This window comes from Streptomyces sp. SID4985 (assembly GCF_009863025.1).
Classification (GTDB): Bacteria; Actinomycetota; Actinomycetes; order Streptomycetales; family Streptomycetaceae; genus Streptomyces.
Map to the genome: position 1 here is coordinate 1 of NZ_WWIR01000220.1, position 11,931 is coordinate 11,931.

Below are 11,931 nucleotides of genomic sequence, written 5' to 3' on the forward strand. Positions count from 1 at the left end.
TCGGCGAGCTGATCGCCGAGGCCATGGACAAGGTCGGCAAGGAAGGCGTCATCACCGTCGAGGAGAGCAACACCTTCGGTCTGGAGCTTGAGCTCACCGAGGGCATGCGCTTCGACAAGGGCTACATCTCCGCCTACTTCGCGACCGACATGGAGCGCATGGAGTCGGTGCTCGAGGACCCGTACATCCTCATCGCCAACTCCAAGATCTCCTCGGTCAAGGACCTGCTCCCGCTCCTGGAGAAGGTCATGCAGTCGGGCAAGCCGCTGCTGATCATCGCCGAGGACGTCGAGGGCGAGGCCCTGTCGACCCTGGTCGTCAACAAGATCCGCGGCACCTTCAAGTCCGTCGCCGTCAAGGCCCCGGGCTTCGGCGACCGCCGCAAGGCCATGCTCGGCGACATCGCCATCCTCACGGGCGGCGAGGTCATCTCCGAGGAGGTCGGCCTCAAGCTGGAGAACGCGACGCTGGACCTCCTGGGCCGCGCCCGCAAGGTCGTCGTCACCAAGGACGAGACCACGATCGTCGACGGCGCCGGCTCTTCGGAGCAGGTGCAGGGCCGCGTGAACCAGATCCGCGCCGAGATCGAGAACAGCGACTCGGACTACGACCGCGAGAAGCTCCAGGAGCGCCTGGCGAAGCTCGCCGGTGGCGTGGCGGTCATCAAGGCCGGTGCCGCGACCGAGGTCGAGCTCAAGGAGCGCAAGCACCGCATCGAGGACGCCGTGCGCAACGCCAAGGCGGCCGTCGAGGAGGGCATCGTCGCCGGTGGTGGCGTGGCCCTGCTGCAGGCCGGCCAGGTCTTCGACAAGCTGGAGCTGTCGGGCGACGAGGCGACCGGTGCCAACGCGGTCAAGCTCGCGCTTGAGGCCCCGCTGAAGCAGATCGCCGTCAACGGTGGTCTCGAGGGCGGCGTCGTCGTGGAGAAGGTCCGCAACCTGCCCGTCGGCAACGGCCTGAACGCCGCGACCGGCGAGTACGTCGACATGATCGCCGAGGGCATCATCGACCCGGCGAAGGTGACGCGTTCCGCCCTGCAGAACGCCGCCTCCATCGCCGCGCTGTTCCTCACCACCGAGGCCGTCATCGCCGACAAGCCGGAGAAGGCCGGCGCGGCCGCTCCGGGCGGGATGCCGGGCGGTGACATGGACTTCTGATCCCTCGCGGATCAACTGTCCTTGCCGAGGGCGGCACTTCCTTCCGGGGTTCCGGGGGAGGTGCCGCCTTCGGGCGTTTCCGGGGTCAACCCATGGCGCGCCCGGCCATCTCCGCATGGCAGTCCTTCGCAGAGTTAATTACGCCAGCAGGGATGAAATGGCAGAGATGGTTACGTTTGGCTGTAACTATCTCCGTCGAACTGTGTAAGCATCTCTGTACGGACTGTGCGGAGCAGCTTGCCGTCATCGCCGGGGTCGCGGCGGACGAGCTCCACGTCCGGCACCTTCAGTCGCGCCAGCTCGTCCTCGCCGCCCCAGTGGCAGGTGCACTGGACCTCGTCGGCGCGGGCGGTCATGCCGCGGAAGGTGAGGGCCAGGTTCTCCAGGGCGCGGTCGAGCCGGGCGCGCGGGGGAGTGGCGTCGGGGTTCGGCATCGGCACAGCCTCGTTCAGTCCAGTGGGGGCTGCCAGGCGTAGGCGCGTTCCACTCGGGCCACTTCGACGGTGTACGAGGCGTACCAGCGGTCGCGGCCGAGGCGTTGGGCTTCCAGGTGCTCGGGGTGGGCCTTCCAGGCGGTTATGGATTCGGCGTCCGTGTAGTAGATGACGACGAGGTCGCGGCCGTCGGCGTCCGTCATCGACTCGCGGCCCAGGTAGCCGGGTTGGGCCTCGCCGAGTTCGGCCATGCGCTTGCTCATCGCGGCGTAGCCGTCCAGGTCCTCGGATGGCGCGGTGGTGATGATGACGGCGTAGTACGGCGGTTCGGGGCGGACGAACGAGGCGGTCATGCGGGGCCCTCCGTCGGTGAGGAGCGTGGGGCGTCAGCGTATTGGATCAGGGTTGCGCGGGGGCGGTCGGGCGGATTCGCCGGTCCGGAATGCCATGTCACGTCTGTGGGTGGTCAGTTCGGGCAGGTGCGCGCTGTCGTGGCGGAAGCCGTGTCCGTGCGTCGCGTCATGTCGAGGCGGTCGGCGGTGGCCAGGGTTCGGCACAGGACGCGGGTAACTCCCGTGCGCGTACGGTCAGGACGCGGGTACCGGTGTGTTCCTGCGGGCCGACATCGCGGCCCGGATCTGCTGGGCGTGGGAGCGTACGTCGGGGGCGGGCAGGGGTGCGGAGGGCTGTCGGGGTGACGGGTCGGACCGGCAGGCCCGGCACAGTCCTCCCGGCAGCGCCTCGGGACGGCCCGGCACACCGCACTCCCCGCACACCAGCATCCGCGACGGCGGCCTGCGGACCGGTTCCGGGGGGAGTTTGTCCACGAGGCGGCGCCGTAGGAGAGCGGCCGGGTGGTGGATGAGGGGCGGCAGGCCGTCCGTCAGCGCGCGGAGTACGGTGTCGTCCGTGGCCTCCCGCGCGAACCACTCCGCCAGCAGCGGGGCGAGGGCCTTGCAGTCGGCCTCGGAGAGGGACAGGGCCGCGTTCCTACGGCCCAGCGCCGCCAGCAGGATCAACGCGCGTGAACGGGTGGGGGGTTCTGGGCGCGGGCGGTCCTCCGGTACGGCTCCTCGCGTGAACGCCGCCCACCACGCGTCGTCCCTCGCGGTACGGGAGAACCACGATCGGGTGATCCAGCGCGAGCTGCCCGACTCCGACTCCACGCACTCCCTGCCCCGCCTCAAGTGGCCCTCGTTCTGCATGCGGTTGAGGGCGGTACGCAGGGCGCACTGGCCGTACGGGAGTTCCTTCGCCAGCGTTTTCACGGAGATGTCGGCGCCTTCGGGGAGGCGGTCGATGTACGCGGCGATCGCTGCCTCGCGCGGCGGCAGGTGGGTGAAGTCGTGTGGCGTACGGGGGAGTTGGTCCGGTGTTTGGCGCTTGCCGTAGCCCGGATTGGCCATCGGGTGGTGGGATGCGTGCGCCTGCGAAGGGGCAGGACTAAGCTTGGCTTCAGCCACTGGATCGAGTCCGTTTCGATCTGTCTGGTCAAGCCCCCGCAGGTGTTGGTAGCGCCTGGCGGGGGCTGTTCGTTATGCGGGCACGCTAGAGCGTCATGACTGTCCGTGGCAAGTCGGTGGCCGCCAGTCAACTCGCTGGGTGGGAGGGTGGGTTGAAACCCACCAACCAATCCTTGTTAAGAGGGCTCGGGGCTCGGTGCTTGAGCCTCGGGGCGTTCGTCGAGTCGGCCGAGCTTGAGGTTTTCCGTGAACACCGGCCAACGGTCCGTCCGGGACACGAGCTTCGGGCCGCCGGGTGCCCGACGTGCCCGACGTGGCGGTCAGGCGGTCTCCGACTCCGCGATCAGCGTGTCGAGTGCCGTACGCAGCGCGGTCAGTTCGGCCGGGGTGGGGGCGACCGGGTCGTGGGGTGTCAGCGCGTCCGGGTTGACCACGGCGGTGGTGCCCTCCGGGCCGGGCGCGGCCGTCGCGGGGGCGAGAAGTGCGACGGGGTCGGGCTGCGGGGTGGCGAGGAGCGCGGCGGGGTCGGGCTGCGGGGTGGCGATGCGGCCGCCGAGCTTACGCAACGCGGGCGCGAGGCTGAGCCGGGGGAAGGGGAAGTCCGCGGGGAGCAGGGCGGACTGGTGGGTGTGGTCGTCGCCGCGGAAGTCCAGCGCCCAGCCCTCCCAGCGCGGCAACGGCCAGTCGTGAATCCCGGCCACGGTCCGCGCGGACCAGAGCGAGACGGTGCGGGCCCGCGGGTCGAAATGAACGCCGCCATCCGGCATCTCGGCGGGCGCGGGGGTGCGCGGCGACGCGGCGATCAGGTCGATCAGGGCCGGACCGCCGGCGACGTGACCGACGGGTTCCCACAGGCTGCCCCACGCGCGCACGCTGCCGTCGGGCAGCCGCAGGGAGACGACCGAGCGGGGGTCGGTGCCCTCGCTGTACGCGAACCGGTCCGGCTCGAACGCCTCGAACCAGCCCGGCGGACGGCTCACATCCCTGTCCAGGCCCAGGTGATGGGTCAGATCACCCAGGGCGTCATGCGCGAAGCGGACGTCCCACCCGGGCCAGGTCCGGGCCAGTACGGCGCGGGCGGCGGCGTACTCGTCCCAGTCGATGGAGGAGGCGCACCACAGCAGGACCCGGCGGTCATGGTCGACGAGCGCGGCGCCCTCGCACCACACGTCGTCGAGCCACTCGTCGATCTCCCGCCCGGCCCTGAAACAGCGGGTCGCTGCCGCGGGGCCTGGCAGTAGATCGTTGATGATCCCGTTTGCGCCCCAGTGCGAGTAGTGCCGGTGCCAGGTGCCGTTCTCGACTATCACGTATTGCGCTCGTGCTCCCATGAGCGGGGAGGTTAGTTCGAGCGGGCTGCGGGTGCCTTGAGGTTTTCCACGAACGTGGACCAGGCCTCCGGCCGGAGCGTGAGGTTCGGGCCGGGGTTCTTCGAGTCGCGGACGGGGATGTGGGTGGGGTGGGTGTCGGCCACCTCCAGGCAGTCGCCGCCGGTGCCGTCGCTGTAGCTGGACTTGCGCCAGGTGGTGTCCATGCTCCGATATTCCGCTGCTGAATCAACCTTGGATAGAGGGCATTTGGTCAGTCGCGCTTGAGGTCTTCCACGAACGCGGACCAAGTCCCCGACTGGAACACGAGCTTCGGGCCGAGGGGAGCCTTCGAGTCGCGGACGGGGACGTGATGGGGGTGGGCGTCGGCCACTTCCAGGCAGTCGCCCGCGCTGCCGCCGCTGTACGTCGACTTGCGCCAGGTGACTGTGTCCGGACCTGGCTCAGGGGTGTTCCTCATGTGCGTAATCCTGTGCAATTGCGTCAAGCAGGGCAAGGGAGTTGGCTGGTGAGAGAGCTGTGGCTGCCAGGAGTTCGAAGGTACGCCTGTGGTGCATGACGGTGGACGGGTCGTCCTCCAGTTGCCCGGTGCCGACTCCTTCAAAGTAGAGCACCGGCGGAGCGGCTTCGAAGTCCATCAACTTGATGGATCCCTCCATCGCGACGTGTGCCCCCGCGTCGAACGGCAGTACCTGCACGATGGCCCGGTGTTCTCGTGCCACGTCGGCCACCCGTCGCGCTGCCTCCGCCATGACTGCCCGGCCCCCTGTCACGCGGCGCAGGGCGGCCTCGTCGATCACGACCCAAAACAACAAGTTTGTTGGATCGTCGAGGAGGAGTGTGCGCGCCATCCGCATGGCCACCAACTCATCGAGCCTTCGCTCCGACTCTGTCGGCCGGTAGGCGCGGAAGACGGCACGCGCGTACGCGGGAGTCTGGAGCAGCCCGGGGATCAGCAGGGGCGTGTACTGCCTGATCGCAATAGCGTGCGCCTCCGCTTCCGCTGCCTCGGCGAAGTGTTCCGGGTGCTTCGACTTGGCCGTAGCAGCACAGTTCCGCGTGAAGAAGTCCCCCATGTCCAGGACTTCGTCCAGGATGCGCGCGTACTCCGGCTGCATCCGGCGCGTTCCTGCCTCCAGTTGCCCGATGTACGAACCGCTGACGAACAACAGCTCGCCCAATTCGCTCTGGCTCAGTCCTTTTCGCTCACGCGCATGGCGCAACTCCGCCCCGATCATCGCTCGCGGGGATGACGACGGGTCGAGATCCCTTGGCCCTGGCATCGGCACGCTCCTCGTCCCACAGACGGAGTTGTTGGGTCTACCCCTCTCGCCAGGCTAGAAGCGGAGCGACCACGCTGTGTGCGGAACCTCGATACTCAGCGTGGAGGAATGAAGCGCGATGGAATCGCATGTCACCGCGGAACAGGCCCTGGAGCGACTCCGCACCGCCCTCAAGGAGGCCGGCGTCAAGCTGCCCTCGCTGCGGATCGACCTCGTCACCGGTATCTACGGTGACCCCAACGCCCTGATCGACCTGGGCCGTTGCAACGCGACCGTCGCCTCGCGGCTGGCCGACGCGCTCACCCCGCAGGACGGTGACGAGTGACCGCAGACGAGCCCCCGGCCGTCGGCACGTACGCGATCGACGCGCGGAACGGCCGTATCGGCGAGGTCATGGGCCGGGTCGGCGGCCGCATCCAACTGCGCCCCATCGGCGGCGGCCGGGAGTGGGACGTACCGCCCGCCGAACTCGGGGAGGCCCCGCCCGCCGACGTGCTGCGGGAACGCGTACGGCGATTGAACCGCGACGCCCTTCTCCGCGCGCAGATCGAGTCGCCTTGACGCCGGGCGGAGCGGCTCGGTCGAGAGGAGGTCCGCTCGTGCCGCCCCGGCGTTGGGACAGGTGGCCGGTGTCACAAGGTGGACGGAGGCCGGGCGGAATAGGGGGCGGCGGGGGTGCGGTTGTTTCAGAGGGTGCACAATTGCGTGCGCACATACCGTCCGGTCAATAGCCACCGTACTCACGAGGAGCCCCCCACGTGACCGTTACGACGCCCGCCGCCTCCCGCGCGGCCCAGCTGCTGTCCCGCCCGATCACGCTGAACGGCCTCACCGTCCCGAACCGGATCGTGATGGCGCCGATGACCCGTATGTTCTCGCCGGGCGGCATCCCCGGTGAGGATGTGGTGTCGTACTACTCCCGCCGTGCCGCGAACGGTGTCGGCCTGATCGTCACCGAGGGCACCTATGTGGGCCACGACTCGGCCGGCCAGAGCGACAGTGTGCCGCGCTTCCATGGCGAGGAGCAGCTCGCGGGCTGGGCGAAGGTCGCGCAGGAGGTGCACGCGGCGGGCGGCACGATCGTCCCGCAGCTGTGGCACATCGGCATGGTCCGCCGCCAGGGTGAGCCGCCGTTCGCGGACGCTCCCGCCGTCGGCCCGTCCGGCATCCACAAGGAGGGCGCCGAGCCCAAGGGCAAGGCCATGACGCAGTCCGACGTGGACGACGTCATCGCCGCGTTCGCGCAGGCCGCGGCCGACGCCGAGCGCATCGGCTTCGACGGTGTCGAGATCCATGGTGCCCACGGCTACCTTCTCGACCAGTTCCTGTGGTCCGGCACCAACGTCCGCACCGACGCCTACGGCGGCGACCCGGTCGCCCGCGCCCAGTTCTCGGCCGAGGTCGTCGCGGCCGTGCGCGAGCGCGTGTCCGCCGAGTTCCCGATCATCTTCCGCTACTCGCAGTGGAAGCAGCAGGACTACACCGCGCGCCTCGCGGAGACCCCGGAGGAGCTGGAGGCGATCCTGACGCCGCTGGCCGCCGCCGGTGTCGACGTCTTCCACGCCTCCACCCGCCGCTACTGGGAGCCCGAGTTCGAGGGCTCCGACCTCAACCTCGCGGGCTGGACCAAGAAGATCACCGGCAAGCCGGTCATCACCGTCGGCTCGGTCGGCCTGGACGGCGACTTCGTCAAGGCGTTCCAGGGCGAGGGCGCGCCGGTCAAGGGCATCGAGGACCTCCTCGACGGCCTGGAGAGCGGCGAGTTCGACATGGTCGCCATCGGCCGTGCCCTCCTCCAGGACCCGGAGTGGGCCGCGAAGGTCCTCTCCGGCCGCTTCGACGAGCTGAAGCCGTACGACGCCGCCGCGCTGCAGTCGCTCAGCTGAGGTTTGTTGCTTTTGGCACCGGGCGCCGGGTGGATCAACTTCCGCCCGGCGCCTTGCTGTTGCTGCCGTACCTTGTGCGCACAGGGTCAAGGGAGGGCATGCTCATGAGGTACGGCGGCGGTAGTGGTGCGCGAGCGGCGGCGGCTGTCGTGGTCGCCGTCCTGATGACCGGCTGGACGACCGGCTGCTCGTCGGAGAAACCGGCCCAGGCCAAGGTGTGGGAGCAGTTCTACTGCGCCAAGCTGGGGTCCTGGCAGGACGCCAGGAACGCCGCGGCGGGCGCCGGCACCGGTGACGGACAGGGTGCCGGGTCGCTCGCCTCCGACGAGGCCGCATCCTCGGGCCGCTCGCTCGTCGCCGCCGCGAGAAGGCTCGACCGGGAAGGTCTCGGAGACGGCGCCACCCGCGTCCTCGACGACACCACCAACGCGGTCGGCGGCGATCCCGAGGCCGAGCGCCGTGCGGTGTCCTACTGCGACGACGCGGGCTTCGAGACCCTGGTCGGTTCGGCCGACTGAGCGCCGGTACCACTGGTCCGGCGAAACCTATGTGTCACGGCACTACATGTTGCCCATCGGCTCGACATCCACATATGTGGGCGTGCCCCACACCCGCAGCACCTCGTAGTCGGTGAACTCGTGGACCAGGCGGTACGCCATCGCGGGGCGCGAGCCGCGTCGCTGGGCGGCCAGGTATGCCTCCGCTTCCGCCCGGTCGCGGCGAGGCGTGCCGCACAGCTGCCACTCGCGGCCGTTCCAGGCTTCCGGGAGCCAGCGTTGCTGGGGCTGGGGGCGTTCGGCGCGGACGCCGTAGCGGGAGGGGGACTTCGCGGGGGCGTCCGTCGTACGGGACGGGGCGCCGCCCCCGTACTCCGCGCGCCTCGCCGACCGGCGCCGCGTCTCGCACAGCAGGCACAGGTCGGGCGCGCTCTCGTCCACCGGGCCCTGCGGGTGCTCGGGGCAGCGGGTGACCGGGGCGCCCGCGTCCAGGCTCTCCTCCAGAAGGTCCAGCGCGCGCCGCAGATCGGCCTTGACCTCGTGCAGCCGGGCGTCCGGGGTGTCGGTGGTCAGCGACTCGCCGTGTTCCCCGACCACTCGGAGGGCACGACCTAGCGCGGTGAGCTGGGCGTGATTCATGGATCCAGCTTCTCACTCGAGGCGCGTTCCACGGGAAAGCGGTCTGAGCGCCGAGAATGGCGGCAACGCTATGTGCCGCAACGCTATGTGCCGCAACTCCATGTGCCGCAACTCCATGTGCCACAGCCCTATGTGCTGAAGCCCCATGTGACCGGAGGGTTCCCCGTGAGGATCAACCTGGCCAGCGTCTTCGTCGACGACCAGGACAAGGCCCTGCGCTTCTACACCGAAGTGCTGGGCTTCGTGAAGAAGGCCGACGTCCCCGTCGGTGAGTACCGCTGGCTGACCGTCGTCTCGCCCGAGCAGCCCGACGGCACCGAACTGGTGCTGGAGCCCGACGCCCATCCCGCCGCCAAGGCGTACACGTCGGCGCTCGTCCAGGACGGCATCCCGGCCACGTCCTTCGCCGTGGACGACGTACGGGCCGAGGTCGAGCGGCTGCGCGGGCTCGGGGTGCGCTTCACCCAGGAGCCGACGGAGATGGGGCCGGTCGTCATCGCCGTACTGGACGACACGTGCGGCAACCTGATCCAGATCGCCGAGTACACGGGCGGCGCCCCCGCGTAGCGCGGGACTCCGCTCAGCCGCCGTGCTGGATGAGGCTGCCCTTCCCGCACGCCGGGGGCGCCTCGCCCAGCGGGAGCGGGGAGGCGGCCTTCAGTACGGGGGCCACGGCGAGGTCGGCCGCGCAGCCCGCGGTGTCGGTGGCGGTCCAGCGGTCGCCGCTGTCGGCGGTGGCGGTGGCGTTGGCGGCCTGCGCGGGCGCGGCCAGCGCGGCGGCGGAGACGGTGAGGGCGGCGGTGGTGAGCAGGGCTTTCATCATGCCGGGGGAACGAGCGGGGGCGCGGGGGTGTTACGCGGGTTCGCCCTGGAGGGGCGCGTCTGGGCTCCGGGGGTACGCCCGCGCCGCTCGCCTCAGCTCCGGACCCGGGGGTACCGCCGCGCCGCTCGCCTCGCCTCCGGCCCCGGGGCCACGACCGCGCCATTCGCCTCGCCTCCGGACTGCGGCGCTACGGCGGCTCCGCCTCACGCCGTCTCCCCTCACGCCGTCTCCCGGGCCCGTGTCTCCACCCGGCCCGCCTCCGTCCCCGCCCCCCGCCGGAAGCCGAACGCGTACGTCGCCGCGAAGCCCACCGCGTACCCCGTCAGCAGGCCGCCGCCGTAGATGGCCGCTGCCACGCCCGGCCCTCGGTTGCCGGTCAGCAACGGGAACAGGGCCCAGCCCGAGGGGCCGATCGCCGTCGCGCCGACCTTCGTGCCGAGCATCGCGAAGAAGCCGACGAACGCGCCGCCCGCCGCGCCGCCCGCGCAGGCGGTGGCGAAGGGGCGGCCGAGGGGGAGGGAGACGCCGTAGATCAGGGGCTCGCCGACGCCGAGGAGGCCCGCCGGGAGGGCGGAGCGGATCGTGGTGCGCATGCCGGTGTCGTGGCGCAGGCGGACGTACACCGCGAGGGCGCCGCCGACCTGGCCCGCGCCCGCCATGGCGAGGAGGGGGAGGAGGACGGTGTAGCCCTGCTGCTCGATCAGGGTGGTGTGGATGGGGATCAGGGCCTGGTGGAGGCCGAGCATCACCAGGGGCAGGAACAGACCGCCGAGGAGCAGGCCCGCGAAGGCGCCGGTGGTGGTGAGCAGCCAGTTCGCGCCGGTGCCGATGGCGGTGGCGACGACTCCGGCGGCGTACATCAGGCCGTACAGCGTGGCCAGGCCCGCGACGAGGACGGTCACCGTGGGGGTGACGAGGACGTCCAGCGCGCCCGGCAGGCGGCCCCGGCACCACTTCTCCACCCGGGTGGCGAGCAGCGCGGCGGCCAGTGCGCCGAGGACTCCGCCCTGGCCGGGGGAGAGGTGGACGCCGAACGCGGTCACCTTCTCCACCCCGGGGTGGACGACCACGGCCGCCACCGCGCCGCCCAGGATCGGGGTGCCGCCGAACTTCTTCGCCGCCTGGTAGCCGACGAACACCGCGATCAGCGCCATGAAGCCGGAGGCGATGGCGGCCAGGGCGGGGGTGAGGCCGGGGAGCCAACCGGCGTTCACGAGAAGGCCGTTGAGCCCGGCGAGGACGCCACAGCCGATGAGGGCGGGGATCAGGGGGACGAACACGTTGGCCACGCGGCGGAGGGCGGCGGGGCCGGTCGGCTTCGTCGGGCTGGGGGAGGTGGCAGACGTGGTGGCCCGCGTCTGTTTCTCCACCTCCGCCGTCACCCCCTCCACCACCCCTGGACCCAGTACGACCTGGAGCGCCGTACCGCCCTTCCCGATCACCCCCAGTACGCCGGGCAGAGCCCCCAGGGCATCCCCGTCCACCGCGTCGGGGTCGGCGACGGTCAGACGCAGTCGGGTCAGGCAGTGGGTCACGGCGGTGACGTTCTCGGGGCCGCCGGTCAGGGAGAGGATCGCCGAGGCGAGGGCGGAGTCGTTGCGCACCCCCTGAGCCTGCGCGTCGGGGGCACGCCGTCAGGGGCGCGGCACGCGTGCGGGCGGCGGAGTCCTCCGGAAGGCGGGGGGTGGTCAGGGCCGTCCGCGTGTCCCGCGCAGATTCGTCAGCCTTCCGTCAGCCCTCCGCCAACGCTCCCCGCAACCGTCCCCCCGCCTCCTCCAGAAGCCGCGCGGCCGCGGGCCCGTCCACCCCCGCCAGCAGGATCAGGATCGCGTTCTTCACCTCGCCGTCCGCCTCCGTCAGCGCCCGTTCGATCTCCGCGTCCGGCGCGCCCGTCGCCAGGGAGACGATGCGCCGTGAGCGGGCGCGGAGCTTCGCGTTGGAGGCGCGGACGTCGACCATCAGGTTTCCGTAGGTCTTGCCGAGGCGGATCATGGTGATCGTCGAGATCATGTTGAGGACGAGCTTCTGGGCGGTGCCCGCCTTCAGGCGAGTGGAGCCGGTGAGCAGCTCGGGGCCGACGACCACCTCGATCCCGTGCTCGGCGGCGGCCGCGAGCGGGCTGTCCGCGTTGCAGGACAGGCCCACCGTCAGCGCGCCGAGCGCACCCGCGTACTCCACGGCGCCGACGGCGTACGGCGTGCGGCCCGAGGCGGAGACGCCGACCACCGCGTCCTCCGGGGTGAGTTTGAGGGCGTCGAGGTCGGCGCGGGCCAGTTCCGGGGAGTCCTCCGCGCCCTCGACCGAGACGACCAGCGCCTCCGGGCCGCCCGCGATCAGGCCGACGACCTGGCCGGGGGCGGTGTTGAAGGTCGGCGGGCACTCGGAGGCGTCGAGCACGCCGAGCCGTCCGGCGGTGCCCGC

17 protein-coding genes are annotated in these 11,931 nt (G+C 71.0%); 6 read left to right on the forward strand and 11 right to left on the reverse strand.

Going from position 1 to position 11,931, the window contains the following annotated elements:
* The coding region (gene groEL, locus GTW40_RS08925) for a chaperonin GroEL (protein WP_161179623.1) at positions 1 to 1,157 on the forward strand (1,157 nt) is incomplete at its 5' end.
* Between the two features lie 170 nt (positions 1,158 to 1,327).
* Here groEL and GTW40_RS32570 read toward each other — a convergent pair.
* The 7 genes from GTW40_RS32570 to GTW40_RS08955 form a co-directional block, all read right to left on the reverse strand.
* The gene (locus GTW40_RS32570; RefSeq protein ID WP_202485617.1) at positions 1,328 to 1,591 is read right to left on the reverse strand and encodes a hypothetical protein; all 264 of its coding nucleotides are present in this window, start codon (positions 1,589 to 1,591) and stop codon (positions 1,328 to 1,330) included.
* A gap of 14 nt (positions 1,592 to 1,605) precedes the next feature.
* Positions 1,606 to 1,944: an antibiotic biosynthesis monooxygenase gene (locus GTW40_RS08930; protein WP_161179624.1), complete on the reverse strand. Its 339-nt coding sequence runs from the start codon at positions 1,942 to 1,944 to the stop codon at positions 1,606 to 1,608.
* 234 nt (positions 1,945 to 2,178) lie between these two features.
* Positions 2,179 to 2,997, reverse strand: coding sequence for a hypothetical protein (locus GTW40_RS08935; protein ID WP_161179625.1), 819 nt, complete (start codon positions 2,995 to 2,997; stop codon positions 2,179 to 2,181).
* 377 nt (positions 2,998 to 3,374) lie between these two features.
* Positions 3,375 to 4,385, reverse strand: coding sequence for a hypothetical protein (locus GTW40_RS08940; protein ID WP_237525412.1), 1,011 nt, complete (start codon positions 4,383 to 4,385; stop codon positions 3,375 to 3,377).
* Between the two features lie 11 nt (positions 4,386 to 4,396).
* The gene (locus tag GTW40_RS08945) at positions 4,397 to 4,588 is read right to left on the reverse strand and encodes a DUF397 domain-containing protein (protein WP_161179627.1); all 192 of its coding nucleotides are present in this window, start codon (positions 4,586 to 4,588) and stop codon (positions 4,397 to 4,399) included.
* 47 nt (positions 4,589 to 4,635) lie between these two features.
* Complete coding sequence (locus GTW40_RS08950) at positions 4,636 to 4,842, reverse strand: DUF397 domain-containing protein (RefSeq protein WP_161179628.1); 207 nt, start codon at positions 4,840 to 4,842, stop codon at positions 4,636 to 4,638.
* Positions 4,826 to 5,665, reverse strand: a complete 840-nt coding sequence (locus GTW40_RS08955; protein WP_161179629.1) for a helix-turn-helix transcriptional regulator — start codon at positions 5,663 to 5,665, stop codon at positions 4,826 to 4,828. The genes GTW40_RS08950 and GTW40_RS08955 overlap by 17 nt, the downstream gene beginning before the upstream one ends.
* A gap of 118 nt (positions 5,666 to 5,783) precedes the next feature.
* On the opposite strand from GTW40_RS08955, the gene GTW40_RS08960 reads away from it, so the two are divergent.
* From GTW40_RS08960 to GTW40_RS08970, 4 genes are all read left to right on the forward strand, one after another.
* Complete coding sequence (locus GTW40_RS08960) at positions 5,784 to 5,990, forward strand: hypothetical protein (RefSeq protein ID WP_161179630.1); 207 nt, start codon at positions 5,784 to 5,786, stop codon at positions 5,988 to 5,990.
* Positions 5,987 to 6,226, forward strand: a complete 240-nt coding sequence (locus GTW40_RS32575) for a hypothetical protein (RefSeq protein ID WP_202485618.1) — start codon at positions 5,987 to 5,989, stop codon at positions 6,224 to 6,226. Before GTW40_RS08960 ends, GTW40_RS32575 begins: the two co-directional genes overlap by 4 nt.
* Positions 6,227 to 6,423: 197 nt before the next feature.
* Positions 6,424 to 7,551 (forward strand): NADH:flavin oxidoreductase, encoded by a 1,128-nt coding sequence (locus GTW40_RS08965; protein ID WP_161179631.1) that lies wholly within the window; start codon positions 6,424 to 6,426, stop codon positions 7,549 to 7,551.
* Between the two features lie 104 nt (positions 7,552 to 7,655).
* The gene (locus GTW40_RS08970) at positions 7,656 to 8,069 is read left to right on the forward strand and encodes a hypothetical protein (protein WP_161179632.1); all 414 of its coding nucleotides are present in this window, start codon (positions 7,656 to 7,658) and stop codon (positions 8,067 to 8,069) included.
* A 42-nt stretch (positions 8,070 to 8,111) separates the two neighbouring features.
* On the opposite strand, the gene GTW40_RS08975 is transcribed toward GTW40_RS08970, so the two are convergent.
* Positions 8,112 to 8,687, reverse strand: a complete 576-nt coding sequence (locus tag GTW40_RS08975; RefSeq protein WP_161179633.1) for a hypothetical protein — start codon at positions 8,685 to 8,687, stop codon at positions 8,112 to 8,114.
* A gap of 165 nt (positions 8,688 to 8,852) precedes the next feature.
* On the opposite strand from GTW40_RS08975, the gene GTW40_RS08980 reads away from it, so the two are divergent.
* Entirely contained in the window at positions 8,853 to 9,254 is a 402-nt protein-coding gene (locus GTW40_RS08980; RefSeq protein ID WP_161179634.1) for a VOC family protein, read from the forward strand.
* A 13-nt stretch (positions 9,255 to 9,267) separates the two neighbouring features.
* Here GTW40_RS08980 and GTW40_RS08985 read toward each other — a convergent pair whose 3' ends face one another.
* The 3 genes from GTW40_RS08985 to GTW40_RS08995 all read right to left on the reverse strand — a co-directional run.
* Complete coding sequence (locus tag GTW40_RS08985; protein WP_161179635.1) at positions 9,268 to 9,510, reverse strand: hypothetical protein; 243 nt, start codon at positions 9,508 to 9,510, stop codon at positions 9,268 to 9,270.
* Positions 9,511 to 9,728: 218 nt separating this feature from the next.
* Positions 9,729 to 11,114 carry a PTS transporter subunit EIIC gene (locus GTW40_RS08990; RefSeq protein ID WP_161179636.1) on the reverse strand — a complete coding sequence of 462 codons (1,386 nt, stop codon included), beginning with the start codon at positions 11,112 to 11,114 and terminating at the stop codon, positions 9,729 to 9,731.
* Positions 11,115 to 11,241: 127 nt separating this feature from the next.
* Positions 11,242 to 11,931: N-acetylmuramic acid 6-phosphate etherase (locus GTW40_RS08995; RefSeq protein WP_161179637.1), on the reverse strand; the 690-nt coding region annotated here is incomplete at its 5' end.